At 70.1% G+C, this 18,096-nt stretch carries 13 protein-coding genes; 7 read left to right on the top strand and 6 right to left on the bottom strand.

Translation table 11 applies throughout. The features are described from left to right. Positions 1–165: 165 nt before the first annotated feature. The 4 genes from ACFQZ6_RS34535 to ACFQZ6_RS34520 form a co-directional block, all read right to left on the bottom strand. Positions 166–1,374 (bottom strand): cytochrome P450 family protein, encoded by a 1,209-nt coding sequence (locus tag ACFQZ6_RS34535; protein ID WP_381617555.1) that lies wholly within the window; start codon positions 1,372–1,374, stop codon positions 166–168. A gap of 174 nt (positions 1,375–1,548) precedes the next feature. Further along, positions 1,549–3,123, bottom strand: a complete 1,575-nt coding sequence (locus tag ACFQZ6_RS34530; RefSeq protein ID WP_381617552.1) for a vanadium-dependent haloperoxidase — start codon at positions 3,121–3,123, stop codon at positions 1,549–1,551. Positions 3,124–3,294: 171 nt separating this feature from the next. Then, positions 3,295–4,812: an FAD-dependent oxidoreductase gene (locus ACFQZ6_RS34525; RefSeq protein WP_381617549.1), complete on the bottom strand. Its 1,518-nt coding sequence runs from the start codon at positions 4,810–4,812 to the stop codon at positions 3,295–3,297. 439 nt (positions 4,813–5,251) lie between these two features. Beyond that, entirely contained in the window at positions 5,252–6,850 is a 1,599-nt protein-coding gene (locus ACFQZ6_RS34520; protein ID WP_381617546.1) for an MFS transporter, read from the bottom strand. A gap of 500 nt (positions 6,851–7,350) precedes the next feature. On the opposite strand from ACFQZ6_RS34520, the gene ACFQZ6_RS34515 reads away from it, so the two are divergent. Continuing rightward, positions 7,351–8,634 carry an NAD(P)/FAD-dependent oxidoreductase gene (locus ACFQZ6_RS34515; RefSeq protein WP_381617543.1) on the top strand — a complete coding sequence of 428 codons (1,284 nt, stop codon included), beginning with the start codon at positions 7,351–7,353 and terminating at the stop codon, positions 8,632–8,634. A 117-nt stretch (positions 8,635–8,751) separates the two neighbouring features. On the opposite strand, the gene ACFQZ6_RS34510 is transcribed toward ACFQZ6_RS34515, so the two are convergent. Next, positions 8,752–9,306, bottom strand: coding sequence for a DoxX family membrane protein (locus ACFQZ6_RS34510; protein ID WP_381617540.1), 555 nt, complete (start codon positions 9,304–9,306; stop codon positions 8,752–8,754). 153 nt (positions 9,307–9,459) lie between these two features. Then, the gene (locus ACFQZ6_RS34505; RefSeq protein WP_381617537.1) at positions 9,460–10,368 is read right to left on the bottom strand and encodes an aromatic prenyltransferase; all 909 of its coding nucleotides are present in this window, start codon (positions 10,366–10,368) and stop codon (positions 9,460–9,462) included. Positions 10,369–10,600: 232 nt separating this feature from the next. Here ACFQZ6_RS34505 and ACFQZ6_RS34500 point away from each other — a divergent pair, with 232 nt between their 5' ends. From ACFQZ6_RS34500 to ACFQZ6_RS34475, 6 genes are all read left to right on the top strand, one after another. After that, positions 10,601–11,092, top strand: a complete 492-nt coding sequence (locus ACFQZ6_RS34500; protein ID WP_381617534.1) for an aromatic prenyltransferase — start codon at positions 10,601–10,603, stop codon at positions 11,090–11,092. Then, a complete protein-coding gene (locus ACFQZ6_RS34495; protein WP_381617531.1) occupies positions 11,026–11,532 on the top strand; it encodes an aromatic prenyltransferase in 507 nt (168 codons plus the stop codon). Before ACFQZ6_RS34500 ends, ACFQZ6_RS34495 begins: the two co-directional genes overlap by 67 nt. Continuing rightward, the gene (locus tag ACFQZ6_RS34490) at positions 11,529–12,965 is read left to right on the top strand and encodes a vanadium-dependent haloperoxidase (RefSeq protein WP_381617529.1); all 1,437 of its coding nucleotides are present in this window, start codon (positions 11,529–11,531) and stop codon (positions 12,963–12,965) included. The genes ACFQZ6_RS34495 and ACFQZ6_RS34490 overlap by 4 nt, the downstream gene beginning before the upstream one ends. Before the next feature lie 95 nt (positions 12,966–13,060). Next, positions 13,061–14,629: a DUF6851 domain-containing protein gene (locus tag ACFQZ6_RS34485; protein ID WP_381617526.1), complete on the top strand. Its 1,569-nt coding sequence runs from the start codon at positions 13,061–13,063 to the stop codon at positions 14,627–14,629. 129 nt (positions 14,630–14,758) lie between these two features. Beyond that, positions 14,759–16,321 carry a DUF6851 domain-containing protein gene (locus ACFQZ6_RS34480; protein WP_381617524.1) on the top strand — a complete coding sequence of 521 codons (1,563 nt, stop codon included), beginning with the start codon at positions 14,759–14,761 and terminating at the stop codon, positions 16,319–16,321. A gap of 94 nt (positions 16,322–16,415) precedes the next feature. Further along, positions 16,416–18,002: a DUF6851 domain-containing protein gene (locus tag ACFQZ6_RS34475; protein WP_381617521.1), complete on the top strand. Its 1,587-nt coding sequence runs from the start codon at positions 16,416–16,418 to the stop codon at positions 18,000–18,002. The last annotated feature ends 94 nt before the right edge of the window (positions 18,003–18,096 follow it).

Raw genomic sequence — 18,096 nt, 5'->3', positions numbered from 1 at the left:
GACACCCGGGGTGAGGCGTAGCAGGATCGGCGGGCAACGGGGACAGGCCGCCCAGGCCCCTGGGAAGACGGCGCACACACGCGCGCCGTCCTCAGCCGCTCCCGGTCACCTTGCGCTCCCCCTAGAGCAGGGGCGGCCGGGAGCTTGGGCGGTGTCGGTACCGGGTTACGGGGTGAAGCGGACCGGGAGGGTTCGAGGGCCGCGGATCATCATGCCCGGGCGCCAGGTGAGTGCGGCGGGGTGGACGTCCAGGGCGAGGTGGGGGCAGCGCTCCAGCAGGGTGCTGATCGCGATGCGGGCCTCCAGGCGGGCCAGGGGGGCGCCCAGGCAGTAGTGGATGCCGTGGCCGAAGGCGACGTGGCCGCGGGCGTCGCGGGTGATGTCGAAGCGGTCGGGGTCGGGGAAGCGGGCGGGGTCGCGGTCGGCGTCGGCGAGGGCGATGAGGACGAGTTCGCCGCCCGCGGGGATGGTCGTGCCGCCGATGGTCACCGGCTCGGTGGTGAACCGGTAGGTGGGGGTCTCCACGGGGCCGTCGTAGCGGAGCATCTCCTCCACGGCGCCGTCGATGAGGGTGGGGTCGGCGCGCAGCGCGGCCAGTTGCCCGGGGTGGGTGAGCAGGGCCAGGACGCCGTTGGAGATGAGGTTGACGGTGGTCTCGTGGCCCGCGACGAGCAGCAGCCAGGCCATGCCGATGAGTTCCTCCTCCGTAAGCCGGTCCCCGTCGTCCTCGTGGGTGCCGGTTGGGGGGTGCATCAGGGCGCTGAGGAGGTCGTCGCCGGGGTGCTGGCGCTTGTCGCGCACCAGGTGGGTGATGTAGCGCGCCATCTGGGCGGCGGCGCTCTTGCGGAGGTCGGGGTCGGTGGCGTCGAGGGCCTCGTTGGACCAGGCGCGGAAGGAGGCGCGGTCCAGGTCGGGGACGCCGAGGAGTTCGCAGATCACGGAGATCGGCAGCGGGAAGGACAGCGCCTCGACGAGGTCGGCGCGGCCGTCGGGGGCGGTGCGCATCCGTTCCACGAGGGCGTCGGCCGTCTTGTGGATGCGGGGCGCGAGTTCCTCCACGCGGCGGGCGGTGAAGGCGCGGGCGACCAGTCTGCGCAGGCGGGTGTGGTCCGGCGGGTCGGCCCGGAGCATGTGGGGGCCCGAGGAGACCGCCCCCAGCGGCAGGTCGGGCGAGGCCCTGCTCCAGTCCTTGGACAGGCGGGGGTCGGCCAGCGCGGCCCGCCCGGCCTCGTAGCCGACGACGAGCCAGGCCAGCGCGCCGCCTTCCGGCATCCGGATGCGGTGCACCGGGCCCTGCCGCCGTAGCCGGGCGTAGACGGAGTAGGGGTCGCGGGTGAACGGCTCCCCCAGCGCGGCCAGATCGACGACGGCCATGCGCACCACCTTCCAACGGGCTTGGTTGCGCCAACTGTTGGCATGGTGCCCGCTGGGTGGGGCGGTGGCCAGGCGGCATGACGGGGGCGTACCCGGCGGGCGGCACGGTGGGGTGCCGCCCGCAGGGCGCGGCAGCGGGCGGCACGGCGAGGTGCTGCCCGCCGCGTGCGGGGGTCAGGCCCCGGCGTCGCCCGTGATGTGGCGCTGGATGAAGTCGTGGGCGCGGTCGCCGAACTGGGCGCCCCACTTCAGGGAGCGGTCGACGGTGGTCTGGAAGTGCACGCCGCCCCAGACGCGGCTGTCGGCGCAGTCGCGGTTGAAGTCGGACCAGGTCGGCCAGGTGAGGGTGAGGTCGCGGGCGGGGACCTGGCCCGGCTCGGTCTGGCCGGAACCGGCGGGGAAGTCGACCGTCCAGTCGAGGACGTCGTCACCGAGGTAGCGGCGGGCCGCCTGCGCCTCGGCCGCGCACAGGGTGGTGGAGCCGGAGGGGTACTCGGCGTGGTCGCCGACGGGCAGGTAGGACTTCCACTCGTCGGCGGGCACGTCGCTCGCGGTGCCCGCGCCGGGTCCGGCCCAGGCGGTGACCTTGCCGCGGCCGTAGACGTGCCGTACCGCGGTGAACGGCCGTACGGCGTCGTACTTGACCTTCCAGTGCCAGGCGGCGATCAGGTCGTCGAAGCGGGCCACCGAGACGGCGGCGAACAGGTGGGCCCAGCCGTCCAGGTCGAGGTCGTGGGCGAGCGCGGCGGCGGTGGGGGCCTGGGTGATGCCCGCCAGCTTGTTGTCGAACCACTCGGCGAGCAGCTTGCGTTCGTCGGTGAGGGTGGCCGACGCCTTGAGGATCTCGTCGGTGGCGCGCTTGTAGGCGCGGGCGTTGGTGTGGGTGGTGTGGTCGGGCGCGGGGAGCGTGAACTGGCCGGGGTCGGTGAAGGTGTAGGGCTTGACCAGGCGCGCCTGCGGGGTGACGAAGCGCTGGATGACCCAGATGCCCTTGTCGCCCGGTCCGCCGCCGACGCGGCGGCGGTGCGGGTGCATCGCGGGCTGCCAGCGGGAGGGGTTGGTGAGGGCGTAGGGGGAGTTCACGGGCTGGTAGCCGGTGTAGTCGTCGTAGGGGGCGCTGGGGTATCTGCGGCCGATGTCGCCGAGGTGGTTCATGCCGTCGTGGGCGCGGGCGGCGACGGCGGCCTTGCCCGCGGTGTTGCCGATGCCGACGGCGGTGGTCAGGTCCTCGGAGTCGTCGTCGGGGTTCAGGCCGACGGCTATCAGGGCCTGCCGCATGACCGGTTCGCGTTCTTCGAACAGGGCCTTGGCGACCTGGTATCCGGCGTGCAGGCCCGCGATGTTCTTGTTGCGGTTGGTGGCGGACTCGGCGGCCGGGCGGCGCGGGATACGGCAGTGGATGCCGACCGCGGTGGGGTGGTAGGGCGCCAGCGCGTCGAACCAGGAGATCTGCAGGGTGCTGGTGAGCCAGACGAAGATGGTGGCGTCCATCGGACCGATCGCGCCCTCGGGCGGGAAGACGCCGTCGGCGCGGGTGGTGATCAGGTCCCGGATGAAGTTGCCGTTGTCGAAGTCGAAGGTGACCGCCGGTCCGTCCGCCGCCGCGGCCGGTGTGGCGGCGGCGGTGGCGCCCAGGGCGGCGAGGGTCGCGGTGGAGGCGCCGCCGATCAGCAGCGACCGGCGCCGCGGTGCGAAGGGGGTGGCCGCCGCCGTGGGTGCGGCGGGTGTGGCGGGCTCGGGCGTGGTCATGGGGTCCTCTCTGCTCTGTGCGCTCTGCTCGGTTCCGCGCGGCACGGGGGGGGGCGGCGGCGCCGGGGGCGGGTGCCCGGGCGCGGGGACGTCCCCCCACCGGGCTGGCTGGGCCTGCGCGGTGGGGGGACGTCGCGTGGTGGGTGCGCCGGACGGGACCGTGCTCGGCGGTCAGCTGCCGATGCTCTGCGGGTGGCGGAAGAAGTTCGGGGCGTCGTAGCGGCGCTTGACGGCGACCAGGCGGGAGTAGTTCTCCGCGTAGTACGACTGCCGCCAGTCCCCCAGGTCGGGGTTGGGGAAGTTGAGGTAGGACTCGCCGCTGGAGAGCGGGTCGATGACGTGGAAGGCTTCGGTGGGCCACACCATGGCGGCCTCGGCCTCCTCCGCGGTGGGCCGCGGGTTGGCCAGCAGCGTCGCGCAGGCGACGAAGAACTCCGCGCCGCGGTGCACGTAGGCGGTGTGGGTGCGCGGCACCCGGTTGGCGGCGCCGCCCAGGGCGGTGAAGTACAGGTACGTGGTGTGGCCGGGCCTGCGGTTGGCTTCGAACGTGGCGAGCAGGTCGGCGGTTCCGGAGCTGCCGGTGGGGCGGTCGAGCAGGCGGGTGCGCTCCCGCAGGAAGGGGGTGCGCTGGATCTTGGCGTCCGGGTTGGAACCGGCGCGGTGGCACTGCTGCACGGTCATCTGCTCGCAGGTGTAGACGGCCTTCATCGCCTCGCCGTAGGGGTACTCCTGGACGTGGCGCAGGGTGGGGGTGGCGCCCGCCGCGGCGGCCAGGTCGTTCAGGGCCTGCTCGATCTCCTGCTGGGGTCCGTGGTAGCCGCCGTGGATCTTGAGGAGGGGGACGTTGCCGGGGGCGCCGTCGCGGACGAGGAGGGTCAGGGTCGCGCCGAGGTTGTCCGAGCCGGTGGAGCACCACTCCTGCCAGGCGGTGATGACCTCCTGGGCCTTGTCCCAGGGCCAGTAGGTGTCGAAGTAGACCAGGCGGGGCGCGGTGATGGGGCGTACCTCAAGGTCGACGGCGACGCCGAAGTTGCCGCCGCCGCCCCCGCGCAGGGCCCAGAAGAGGTCGGGGTGCGACTCGTGGGAGGCGCGCACGATACGGCCGTCGGAGAGCACCACGCGGGCGGAGACGAGGCGGTCGCTGCCGATGCCGAACTTGCGGGCCTGGAAGCCGATGCCGCCGCCGGAGAGGTAGCCGCCCTGGCGGATGGTGGCGCAGGTGCCGGTGACGATCTGCCGGTTGTGGGCCTGCAGGGTGGTGACCGCGTCGATGCTCTGCACGCCGGGGCCGAGCCGTACCGTGCGGGGGCCGACGGCGATGTGGCTGAGCCGGGAGACGTCGAGGATCATGCCCGGGCCGGTGGACCATCCGGCCAGGTTGTGGCCGCCGCTGCGGGTGTGGACGGCGAGGTCGTGGTCCTGGGCGAAGGCGATGGCCGTGGCGACGTCCTGGGGGGTCTCGCAGTAGACGATTCCCTGCGGGGTCACGGTGTCGAGTTCCACCAGGACGCACTGCTTGGCATAGGTGTAGGCGTCGTCGGTGGGCAGGACGACGTCTCCGCGGAGGTGTTTGCGGAGCTGCTCCCACTTGTTCTCACTGCCATAGACCGCCCCCGCGGATGTCCCGACCGTGGCGGCGGCGAGCGCGAGGCCGCCGCCGCGGCGCAGAAGGGATCGTCTACTCAGCATCATTCCTCCAGGACCAGGGACCAGAACTGACAGGTGGCGTTCATGCTGAGCGTCTTGGTGGGTCAGGACGTCGGTCTGACATTTGTTTTTCCGCGCTGAGCAGGGCCGACGGGCATGACACGCCCCATTTTCGTTACTCGGCGAAGTTTTCATGCCGGGCACTCGGCATGTCAAGGGGATTCCCTTTTCCTAGCTTTCTTCGAGCAACTCTTGAGTGGCTGCTGGTAGGGTGCCGGGCCGAATTCAGTGAAACTGGTTCTGGTATTGGCTCAGCGGTAACGGCCGGGGATTGTCATTCTGCCGCCGCAAAGCCACGTCCACACGATTACGCGAATGCGTGGCAAAAAAAAGGGGGGAGGCGGGGACCCCGGGTGCTCGGTGACGAGTGTCCGGGGTCCCCGCCTCTCCTGGGTGCCTCCCGAGTGCCGGGGGCGGGGGGTCAGGCGGCGACGGTCTTGGTGTCCGCCGTCTCGTCGGGCGCGGCGGGGGCGGGGGCGGGGGTCTTCGGGCCGCGCAGGGCGATGTAGACGAACAGGACGGCCATCACGGCGACGCCCGCCCACATGGACTGCTGCCAGCCGTCGACGTAGGACTCCTTGGCCGCGTCGGCCAGGTCCGCCGCGCGGGAGCCCGCGCTGGGTGCGGCCTCCAGGGCGGTGGCGATGCCCTCGCGGGCGGTGTCCGCGGTCTGCTCGGGGATGCCGTCCAGCTCGTCGTCGATGGCGTTGCGGTATCCGGCTGACAGGATGGCGCCGAGCAGGGCGACGCCGAGGGCGGTGCCGAACTCGCGGGTGACGTCGTTGAGGGCGGAGGCCACGCCCTGCTTCTCGCTCGGCAGGGAGCGGGTGATGGCCTCGGTGGAGGGCACCATGGAGAAGGCCAGGCCGATGCCCATGACGATGATGCCGGGCAGGATCGACAGGTAGCCGCCGTCGACGGAGACGAACAGCGCCATCAGGGCGAGGCTGACGCCGATCAGCGCGATGCCCAGGCTCATCGTGGCGCGCGGGCCCACCGCCGCGGCCAGCCGGGGGGCCAGGCCGGAGGTTGCCATCATGGCGATCGCCAGCGGCATCAGCGCCGCCGCGGACGCCAGCCCGGACCAGCCCACCACGGCCTGCAGGAAGGGGAAGAGGACCACGGCGATCCCGCCCTGGACGCCGAAGACCACCACCAGCGTGATCGAGCCGCCGGCCAGGCCGCGCTCCCGGAACAGGCGTACGTCCAGCAGCGAGGCGTCCCGGCGGCGCAGTTCCCAGGCCACGAAGACGACCGCCGCGATGAGGCCGACGGCGAGGCTGGCCAGCGTCACCGAGGCGCCCCAGCCGCGCTCGGGGCCCTCCTGGAGGAAGTAGATCAGGGCGGCCACGGCGACGACGGACACCAGCGCGCCGACGGTGTCGAAGGTGTGCGGGCTCCGCTCGTGGGAGTTGGGCACCGACTTCAGCGTCATGGCCAGGGACGCCAGGATCAGCGCCACGGGCAGGGCGAACAGCCAGCGCCAGTCGGCGACGTCGACGAGGAAGGCGGACAGGAACATGCCCAGGATGCCGCCACCGCCGGCGACGCCGGTCCACACGCCGATCGCCTTGCCGCGCTGCTCCTCGGGGAAGGTCGAGGTGATCACGGCCAGGGTGATCGGCATGATGATCGCGGCGCCGACACCGCTGGCCACGCGCGCGGCGATCATCACCTCGGCGGTCGGGGCGGCGGCGGCCACCACGCTGGCGACGCCGAACAGGACCAGGCCCGCGATCAGCATGGGCTTGCGGCCCAGCCGGTCCCCGACCGCGCCGAGCGGCAGCAGCAGCGCGGCCAGCGCGAGGGTGTAGATGTTGATGATCCACAGGACCGTGCTCTGCGAGGTCTCGAAGTCGACCGCCATCTCCGTCTGGGCGACGTTCAGCCCGGACACCGATGCCATGACGGCCATCAGCGCGACGGAGACGGTGATCAGGATCTGGCGCAGCTGACGCGCGTCCAGCGTGCCCCCGCCGCTCCCGTCAGCGGGTGCCGCCTGTTCAGGGTTCGTGCTCATGGGTTCCTCTCAAAAAAGGGTGCCGGTTCGGCGCCGGAAGGACCGGTCGCCACAGGGGGAGGGGAGGCGGGCGCTGCCTGCTACCCGCGCGCCCGGCACCCCGGAGGGCGGTGAGGGCGGCGTACCGGGACCAGCCCTAACGGGCGACTTTTAACAGCCATGGGCAAATGATAGCAGCTGTCACTTGGCAGTTGTGAGAGATTGAGTGACTCTCGCACTCGCGGGGGCGCGGACCGCCCACGGGCGCGGCCGGACCGCCCCGCGCGGGCACGTTGGCGTGAGCATGACAGATGCGGTCGGCCGCGGGCGGGCTGCCGGAAATCCGCCGCCAATCATCCGAGTTCAATTGCGGCGCGGCTCCAGCCGGGCCCGTTCCGCCGATTTCTGCGGCTGCGCCCACTGAGCAATCTCAGCGATGACACCGTGCGGACCCGGCCGTCACTGTGGTCTTTGAAGCGTGTTCTCACTGGTGCGGCCACCTCGGAACGGGAAGGTCTTAAATGTCGTCCAATCTCTTCGGGTTTACTGGTGATTTCGACGTCATCGTCATCGGCGGCGGGCCCGCCGGCGCGACGACCGCCGCGCTGCTCTCCAAGCGCGGGCACCGCGTTCTCGTGCTCGACCGTGAGCGGTTCCCCCGCTATCACGTCGGCGAGTCGCTCATTCCCGGCGTGATGGTTCCCATGGAGGAACTCGGCCTGAAGGAGCGCATGGAGGCCAAGGGATTCGAGCGCAAGTACGGCGGCACCCTGGTCTGGGGCAACAACGAGATCCCGTGGAACTTCTCGTTCTCCACCGGCGGCCGTATCCCCTACGCCTTCCACACGCGCCGCGCCGACCTGGACGCGCTGATCCTGGACCGGGCCCGCGAGCTGGGTGCCTTCGTCGTGGAGGACGCGACGGTGAAGGACACCATCGAGGAGGACGGCCGGGTCGTCGGCGTCCGCTACGCCCTGCGCGGCATGAACGCCACCCACGAGGCCCGCGCCCGCATGGTCGTCGACGCCTCCGGGCAGGCCCGCGTCATCGGCCGCAAGTACTCCGAGGTCCACTGGCACGAGCAGCTGCGCAACGTCGCGGTGTGGACGTACTTCGACAACTGCCACCGGCTGCCGGGTGACGAGTGGAGCAACATCCTCATCGAGGGCACCCAGGACGGCTGGTTCTGGGGCATCCCGATCGACAAGGGCGTCTTCAGCGTCGGCTACGTGACGCGCTCGGAGATGGCCAGCGCCTCCGGGAAGTCCCTGGAGGACCTCTTCGACTCCGAGATCGCCTCCACCACCAAGCTGAAGGAACTCCTCAAGGACGCCACCCAGGCCGCGGGCTACCGCTCCGCGCGTGACTGGTCCTACGCCAACGAGCGCTTCCACGGCAACGGCTGGGTCCTGGTCGGCGACGCCGCCGCGTTCGTGGACCCGCTGTTCTCCACCGGCGTGGCGCTGGCGACCCTGGCGGCGAGCACCCTGTCGAAGGTCATCGACCAGATCCTTGAGCACCCGCACATCGAGGAGGAGGCGCTCGCCCGCTACTCCCGCTCCTACCAGGAGTTCTTCAACGACATCCGCGAGTTCGTCGAGGGGTTCTACGACCGCTCCAAGACCAAGGGCTTCTACTTCAACCTGGCCCAGGACATGGTCGACCCGGAGAAGAAGAACGACGCCGAGGTCGACTTCGTCAAGCTCGTCTCCGGGCTCAGCGGACGCCAGGGCGGCCTGTTCGAGCTGAACGTGGACGACCTCATCAAGGAGGGCGACGCCACCCCGGCCGCCGCCGGGGAGTAGCCGCCCGGCCGGCCGCACCACGAAGCTCCTGGCGGCGGGATCCCTCGGGGGACGCCCGCCGCCAGGAGCTTCGCCGTCTGCCCGGGGCACACGCCGCACGCCGGTGCCGCGGCCGGGTCAGCCCGCCCGGTCCGGCGCGGTCACCGGGGCGGGCCCGGCCGCGGCGGGCGGTCGGCCCTCCTCCGCGAGGACTTCCGTGCGCGGTGGGGGCGCGGGCGGTGCCCCCTGGCCGCGACCCCCGGAATGCCCGATGATCACCAGGGCGCCCGCCACGATCACCAGGTTCTTCAGGATGTACTGGCCCTCCAGGGTGCCGATGCACAGGGATTCCCAGGTCTCCTTCGGGAACAGGAAGAGCGGGGTGAACGTCCCCGCCATGTGCCCGAGCAGGACGATGACGGTGAGCGGACGGAGTTTCCCGCTGACCAGGAGCAGCCCGATCACCGTTTCCAGGGCGCCGGTCAGCACGGAGGCGGTCGTTCCCTCGATGAGCCCGAACGTCAGTTTTTCCACGGTATCCGCGGCCAGCGGTTCGGCCGGGCTCACTCCGGGAAAAAGCTTCGGCACCCCGAACCACAGGAAGATAATTCCTATAGCGGTCCGGAGTGCCGTGACCCCGATGGCGGCGCCGAGACCCTCGAGGAAACGAACAACCTGTCCGTAGATGCGCATGGGTTTTTACTCCCCCGCATGTGTCCCATTTCCGGATGAATCGCTTGAAGATTTTCATGTCCGGCTTAAGGCACGGTGGAGACGGAGCAGGACGAAGCTGCACCTCGGGCAGGAGGTCGGTGGAGGCCGCGGATATGGCGGAAAACGCCGTTCTCAGTGGCCGGAGGGCGCCGGGTTCAGCAGGACCCGCGCTTCCAGGGAGCCCTCGGCGAGCTGGTAGTACGTCTGGAGCTTGAAGTACTCGCCGCCGGGGTGGGCGGCGACGTTGTACAGGCCCTGGACGGGGCCGGGGTAGGTGTGCCCGACGCGGCCCGCGAACGTGGCCACCTTCTCCTCCAGGGCGATGCGCCCGGCCAGCGCCCGCGCGTCGGGGACCATGGTGGCGAAGGTGATCCGCTGGATCTTGTCGGAGTCCCACTTGAGGGTGGTGTAGATGCCCACCGCCTGCCGTGCCATCTGGAGCATCTGCTCGCTCGGCTCGCCCAGCCCCAGGTCGCGCAGCATCGCGCGGACGGTGTCCGGCTCGCGGCAGCTGTCGGGGAACTGCAGGAAGTAGACGTTCACCGTGCGGCTCGGGTAGTCGATCCCGATCATGCTGTTGCGGTCGTCCAGGCCGTAGCGGGCGTAGAAGTCGAGGTTCTCCCCCAGGCTGGCGGGCATCGACGGCAGCGCGGCGACCTTGGACAGCTTCTGCAGGTCGTTGCCGGGCAGGAACGTCCAGGTCTTCTTGAAGCCGTCGACGACGGAGAAGTCGACGCCGTGGGCGGTGACCGGCAGGTGTTCCTGGACGTCGTCCAGGAGGGTGCCCACCGGGTGGTCGGTCGCCTCGGCGATGTTCTTCGACACCGCGTAGCGGTAGGGGTTGACGTCCGCGGGCAGTGCCGTGAAACGGCAGTCCAGGTCCTGGCTGCCGCGCGTGGTCACCCGGAAAGCCACGACGACCTTCTCCAGGTCGTAGGCGGACAGGATCGGCCAGACCTTGTCACGCGAGGGGGATATGTTCAGCAGTCCGGACGTCTCCTCGATGGCGGCGTAAAGACCTTCCATGCCTGCGCTGGTCATTTGTCCTCCAGTTCACACTTAGCTTTTCTTTATTTCTGCGACGAGCAGGGCCGACGGGCATGGCACGCCCCATTTTCTTCACCCCGCGAAGTGTCGGCGCCGGGCACTCGCTATGTCAAGAAGATCCCTTTCCTTAGTTCATTTCGAGCGGCTCTTGAGCGGCGACTGGTAGGGTAACGGTTCAGGATTTCCCACATATGAATGGTCGGCATCGAATGCTTGGAGTCACTTGATGTCCGAAGGTATTTCCGATGGTTTTGGCGCGGAAGAGCTGTACTCGGTCATCGAAGAATCGGCCCGGCTGGTCGATGCACCGTTTTCCCGTGACAAGGTGTGGCCCGTCCTTTCCGCATTCGAGCGTGGGTTCTCGGCCGACGGCGGTGTCATCCTGAGTCTCCAGGCCAGTGACCGGGTCGCGGAGATGGAGTATTCAGTCCAGGTTTCCCCGGGGATCGGCGACCCTTATGGCCACGCTCTGGCCAGCGGAATTCTCACGCGGACCGACCACCCGGTGGCCACCCTGCTGCCGGAGATCGTGACCCTGGCGCCGACCAGTGAGCACTACGTCGACTGCGGGGTCGTCGGCGGTTTCAAGAAGATCTACGCGAACTTCCCGCACGACCCGCAGACGGTGTCGAAGCTGGCGGCCTGGCGTCCATGCCGCCCGCGGTGGCCGCGAACGCCGAGTTCTTCGCCCGGTACGGCCTGGACGAGGTGGCGCTGATCGGCGTCGACTACAAGAACAAGACGATGAACCTGTACTTCCAGCTCCCCGCCGCCGTCCGCGGGGACCTGGACGCGAAGGCCGTGCTGGCGATGCTGCGCGAGACCCGGATGAGCGAGCCGAGCGAGGAGATGCTGGCGTACGCGGCCCAGGCGTACCGGGTCTACACCACCCTCAGCTGGGACAGCGGCGACATCCAGCGGATCTCCTTCGCGCCGCAGCCGCGCCGCAGCCTGGACCTGGCCGAACTGCCCGCCCGGCTGGAGCCGAGGATCGAGCAGTTCATGCGCGCCACGCCGCACACCTACCCCGGCGCCCTGGTCAACGCCTCGGCCGCCAAGTGGTCGCCCCAGCGCGAAGTCCTGGACCTCGCGGCGTACTACCAGGTCTCCGCCGTGCACATGAAGGCAATCCAAGCTCAGGAAGGCGCCACCTCATGACGACATCCGGCCGCGCCCAGCAGATACCCTTCGACTTCGACAACGGCAACTTCGTCCGGGACCTGATCACCGCGCACGGCACCGGCGGCTACCCCCCGGCCGACGCCATGGCCCCCGGCGACGTGGCCTCCTACACCTGGGTGACCCATCTGCTGCAGACGTCCTGGTTCGACGCGCTGGCCCCCTACCACCCCACCGCGGTGGGCGTGTACTCGCAGATCCCGCGCCGCCCGGCCGAGGAGTCGGCGACCAACCGGAACAAGAACATCGCCGGTCTGCACGCCATGTTCCAGGTGGCCAAGGCCGTCTTCCAGGAGCGTGAGCCGGTGCTGCGGCACGCGATGGGCGCGCTCGGCCTGGATGCCGACGACGAGTCGCAGGACGTGACCACCGCGGTCGGCATCGGCAACACCGCGGGCAAGGCCATCGTCGCGGCCCGCGCCCACGACGGCATGAACGCCCTCGGCGACCAGGGCCGCGCCTACCACGGCCAGCCGTATGAGGACTACACCGGCTACCGGCCGGTGAACACCGCCGACGAGCTGACCGACCCCTCCCGCTGGCAGCCCGCGATCGAGCCGCACCGGCGGCGCATCGACGGCGGCCCCGGCGACAAGGCCGTCTTCACCGCCCAGCGCTTCGCCACCCCGCAGCTGGGCCTGGTCACCCCCCAGACCTACAAGGACCCCGGCGAGTTCGACCTGGCCGCGCCCCGGCACCTGGACCACACCGACGCCGCCGCCTACCGCAAGGCCGTCGACGAGGTCCTCAAGGCGTCGGCGCACCTGAGTGACGAGCAGAAGGTCAAGGCGGAGTTCTTCGAGCACACGCCCCTGTCGGTGACGCTGTCGCCGCGCGCCGCGGCCCTGGCGCACGACCTGGACCTGGACGGCTGGGTGCACCTGTTCATGGTGACGTCGGTGGCCCGGTTCGACAGCCTGATCGCCGCCTGGCACCACAAGCGCGCCCACGACAGCGTGCGGCCCTTCAGCGCGGTGCGGCACGTCTACGGCAGCCAGCCGGTCACCGCGTGGGGCGGGGTGGGCAAGGGCACCGTCGACGACATCCCCGCCGACGAGTGGACCGGCTACCTGCCGGTGGGCAACCACCCCGAGTACCCGTCCGGTTTCACCACCCTGTGCGCCGCGCAGGCGCAGGCCGCCCGCAGCTTCCTCGGCGACGACGTCCTCAACTGGACGCACTCCTTCCCGGCGGGTTCGGGCCAGAAGGAGCCGGGCGCCGTCCCGGCCACCGACCTGGAGCTGACCTGGGCCACCTGGAGCGACTTCGAGAAGGACTGCGCCGCCAGCCGGGTGTGGGCGGGCGCGCACTTCAAGAAGACCGTGGAGATCTCCCTCGCCTTCGGTGCCCAGTTCGGTGACCTGGCCCACGACTTCGTGCAGCGGCACATCAGCGGCGACGTCAGCGGCTGACCACCGCTGGCACGGCACGCACGACACGGCACGACCAGAGGGTGCCGTCCCTCTCTCTTCCCTCCCTTGACCAGGACAGGAACCCACTCATGACCATGTCCGGACGTTCTCCCGTCTCCAGTCTCCCGCTGGGCCGCAGGTCGCTGCTGTTCGGCGGGCTCGGCGGCGCCGCCGCCCTGACGGTGGGCGGGCTGGCCTCCGGCCCGGCCGCCGCCGCCGAGAGCGCCGAGCCGGCCCCGATCGACTTCGACCTCGACACCGACAACTTCCTTGAGTGGGCGCAGCCCAGCGACGACATGGCCGGCCAGTCACCGAACGGGGACCTGTTCGGCCCGATGGACGTGACCGTCTTCCTGTGGATCAACCGGCTGACGGCGCTGGCGGTGTTCGACGCGCTGGCGCCGTACCACGAGAGCGCGGTGGGCATCTACTCGCGCATCCCGCGGCGCCCCTCCAGCGAGAGCGCCACGAACCGCAACATGAACACCGCGGCCGTGCACGCCACGTACCAGATCTGGAAGCGGGTCCTGCCGACGAAGATGGCGAGCACGCGGGCGATGATGTCCGCGATGGGCCTGGACCCCGACGACACCTCGGAGAACCTGTCCAGCCCGGTGGGCATCGCCAACGTGGCCGCCAAGGCGGTGTGGGAGGGCCTGAAGAACGACGGCATGAACTTCCTCGGCTACGAGGGGGGCCGCAAGTACAACCCGCGCCCGTGGTCGGACTACACCGGCTACCGGCCCGTCAACACCGCGTTCGAGCTGAACAACCCCTCGCGCTGGCAGCCGCAGCTGCAGCCGCACAACGGGCGTCGGCTCGGCGGCGGCCACGGCGACATGGGCATCTACGTCGTGCAGCACATGGTCACCCCGCACCTGCGCAAGGTGAAGGCGCACATCTTCACCGACCCCTCCCGGTTCCGGCTGGCGCCGCCCACCCACGTCGACCACACCCGGCCGCGGGAGTACAAGCGCTCGGTGGACCAGATCCTGGAGGCGTCGGCGCACCTCACCGAGCGGCAGAAGCTGCTCAGCGAGGTGATGGACAACAAGGTCTGGGGCATCGGCCACTCGTCGATCGTCATGGCCCGCCAGCACACCGAGCAGTTGGGGATGCACGGCTGGATCCACTACATGCTGGAGCACATCCTGGCCACGTTCGAGCCGACGATCGTCGCCTGGCACCACAAGGTGGCCTACGACGCGGTGCGGCCGGTCAGCGCCGTCCGGTACCTGTACGGCAACCGCAAGCTGACCGCGTGGGGCGGTCCGGGCAAGGGCACGGTCAAGGACCTGCCCGCCTCGGAGTGGGCCAGCTACCTGGGCGTCAGCGACCACCCGGAGTACCCCTCGGGCTCCACGACGATCGCCGCCGCCTCGGCGCAGTCGGCGCGCCGTACCTTCGGTACCGACACGCTGGACTGGAAGTTCACGATCGCCGCCGGCAAGTCGCTGGTGGAGCCGGGCATCACCCCGCACGGTGACCTGCCGATCCACATCCGTACCTGGAGCGAGTTCGCCCGGATCTGCGCCGACAGCCGGGTGTGGGGCGGTGTCCACTTCCAGAAGACCGTCGACAGGTCCCTGGAGCTGGGTGAGCAGTTCGGTGACCTGGCCCACGAGTTCGTCCAGCGGCACGTCAAGGGCAACGTCAAGGGCTGAGTCCCGGCGCCCGCCGCGCAACGGCTTTCGTTCGGTGAGCCGTTGCGCGGCCCTTACCCAGCCCTTCTCGTGAAGGGTCCTTCCGCAGGCTCGCCTGGCTTCCTGCCATGAACAAGGAAGACGATCACCATGACGACGTCCGGACCCACCAGTTCCACGCTGGGCCGCAGATCGCTGCTCGTCGGCGGCGCCTCGGCCATGGCCATGTCCACGCTGCTGTTCGCCCGTACGGCCGGTGCCGCCACCGAGGAGGCGCCGCACATCGACTTCGACCTCGACACCGGCAACTACGTCAAGTGGGCGCAGCCCAGTGACGAGCAGGCCGGGCACGCGGCCAGCCTGACGGTCATCGCGCCGATGGACGCGACCGTGTTCCTGTGGACGAACCGGGCGGCGATCCTGGCGGTGTTCGACGCGCTGGCGCCGTACCACGAGAGCGCGGTGGGCCTGCACTCGCGCATCCCGCGGCGTCCGTCCAGCGAGTCGGTGACCAACCGGAACATGAACATCGCCGTCATCCACGCCCAGCTGGGCATCTGGAAGCGGCTGCTGCCCACCGCCGTGGGGGCCCTGCGGCAGATGATGACCGCGCTCGGCCTGGACCCGGACGACACCTCCGAGGACCTGTCCAGCCCGGTCGGCATCGGCAACGTGGCCTCCCGCAAGGTGTGGGAGTTCCTCGAGCACGACGGGATGAACCTGCTGGGCGACGAGGGCGGCCGGAAGTACAACCGTACGCCGTGGGCGGACCCCACCGGCTACCGGCCCGTCAACACCGCCTACGAGCTGGTCAACCCCTCGCGCTGGCAGCCGCAGCTGGGCCCGCACAACGGGCGCCGGGTCGGCGGCGGCAACGGCGACATGGGCATCTACGTCGCCCAGCACTTCGTCACCCCGCAGGCGGGGCGGACCACGCCGCACATCTTCTCCGACCCCTCCCGCTACCACCTGGCCCCGCCCACGCACAGCGACCACACCAACCCGCGCGCCTACAAGCGGTCGGTGGACGAGATCATCGAGGCGTCGGCGAACCTGGACGACAAGCGCAAGGTCCTCGCCGAGGTCATGGACAACAAGCTGTGGGGCATCGGCCACTCCAGCATCGTGGTGGCCCGGCAGAACGACCGCGACGACCACATGGGCGTGCACGGGTGGGCGCACTGGGTGCTCATCAGCATCCTGTCGACGTTCGACACGCTGATCGCCGCCTGGTACCAGAAGGCGAAGTACGACGCGGTGCGGCCGGCCAGCGCGGTGCGGCACGTGTACGGGCGTAGCAAGCTGACCGCGTGGGGCGGTCCGGGCGTGGGCACGGTCAACGACATCCGTGCCGACGAGTGGGCCAGCTACCTGCCGGTGAGTGACCACCCGGAGTACCCGTCGGGGTCGACGTCGATCTGTTCCGCCGGGTCGCAGGCGGCGCGGCGGTACTTCGGTTCCGACACGCTGGACTGGCGCTTCACCGTTCCGGCCGGTGCGCTGGGGGTGGAGCCGGGGCTGACGCCCGCGAAGGACACGGAGGTGTACTTCCCCACCTTCACGTCCCTGGACCAGGCGTGTGCCCGCAGCCGGGTGGACGGTGGCGTGCACTTCAAGACGACGGTGGAGCGGTCCCTGGAGTTCGGCCGGCCGTTCGGTGACATGGCCTACGAGTTCGTCACGCGGCAGGTCAAGGGCGACGTGAAGAAGTGACCTGCTCCTGTTGGTGCGGTGGACGCCCGCCCGCGCGGGCGGGCGTCCACCGTGCCAGTGCCCTACCTTCTCAAGGACAAGGAACGAAAAAGCTATGACGACGTCAGGTCGTTCCACGGTTTCCGTCTTCGCGCCGCAGCGCAGAACGCTGCTGTTCGGTGGGCTCGGGGGTGCCGCGACGTTGGCGCTGGCGGGGGCCGGTTTCTCCGGCTCGGCCGCCGCCGCCGAGGACGCCGCCGAGAACCTCACGGTCGACTTCGACCTGGACACCGGCAACTACATCAAGTGGGCCCAGCCCAGCGACGCGCGGGCCGGGCAGTCGCCCACCTTGGACTTCGTCGGGCCGATGGACGCCACCGTGTTCCTGTGGACGAACCGCACCACGATGCTGGCGGCGTTCGACGCGCTGGCGCCGTACCACCCGACGGCGGTGGGTGTGTACTCGCGCATCCCGCGCCGTCCGGCCAGTGAGTCGGCGACCAACCGGAACCTGAACATCGCCGCCCTCTACGCCCAGCTGGGCATCTGGAAGCGGTTGCTGCCGCGGAACGTGGCCGGGCTGAAGCAGCTGATGGTCGCGCTCGGCCTGGACCCCGAGGACACCTCGGAGAACCTGACCAGCCCGGTCGGCATCGGCAACGTGGCCGCGAAGAACACCTGGAACGCCCTGAAGAACGACGGCATGAACGTCCTGGGCTACGAGGGCGGCCGTAAGTACAACCCGCGCCCGTGGGCGGACTACACCGGCTACGAGCCGGTGAACACGCCGTTCAAGCTGAACAACCCCTCACGCTGGCAGCCGCAGCTCGGCCCGCACAACGGCCGCCGCGCCGGGGGCGGCCCGGGCGACATGGGCATCTACGTCTCCCAGCACTTCGTCACCCCGCAGATCGGGCGGACCAGGGCGCACATCTTCTCCGACCCCGCCCAGTTCGACATCGCCCCGCCCACGTACAGCGACCACACCCGGCCCCGGGAGTACAAGCGGTCGGTGGACGAGATCATCGAGGCGTCGGCCAACCTCAACGACGAGCGCAAGGCGCTCGCCGAGATCATGGAGAACAAGCTGTGGGGCATCGGCCACTCCTCCATCGTCATCGCCCGCCAGTACGACCAGGACGACTCGATGGGTGTGCACGGCTGGTGCCACTGGATGCTCCAGCACATCCTGGCGACGTTCGACACGCTGATCGCGTGCTGGTACCTGAAGCGCACGTTCGACGCGGTGCGGCCGATCAGCGCGGTGCGGCACGTGTACGGCAGGAGCAAGCTGACCGCGTGGGGCGGTCCGGGCAGGGGCACGGTCAACGACATCCCCGCCAACGAGTGGCGCGGCTACCTGCCCACCGGTGACCACCCGGAGTACCCCTCGGGTTCGACGACGCTGTGCGCGGCGGCCTCGCAGACGGCGCGGCGCTACTTCGGCTCCGACGAGTTGCACTGGACGTTCGAGTTCAAGGCCGGGCAGTCGTTGGTGGAGCCGGGCATCGGTCCCGCGAGGGACGTGCAGGTGCACTTCGCGACCTGGACCGAGTTCGACAAGGCCTGCGCGCAGAGCCGGGTGGACGGCGGCGTCCACTTCCGCAAGACCATCGAGCGGTCCCTGGTCTGGGGTGAGCAGTTCGGCGACCTGGCCCACGAGTTCGTGCAGCGGCAGGTCAAGGGCGAAGTCAAGGGATGACCTGCGCTGCCACCGGCGCGCGCTCGGCCCGGCCGGGCGCGCTCTGTTCTTCCTTCCGTCCCGCTTGCGTTTTTGCAGCAACCTCCACAGAACG

It is taken from the genome of Streptomyces flavalbus (assembly GCF_042674625.1).
Taxonomy (GTDB): Bacteria; Actinomycetota; Actinomycetes; order Streptomycetales; family Streptomycetaceae; genus Streptomyces; species Streptomyces flavalbus.
The sequence above is the reverse complement of the archived record's forward strand: the minus strand, read 5'-3'. Positions and strand labels throughout refer to the sequence as shown.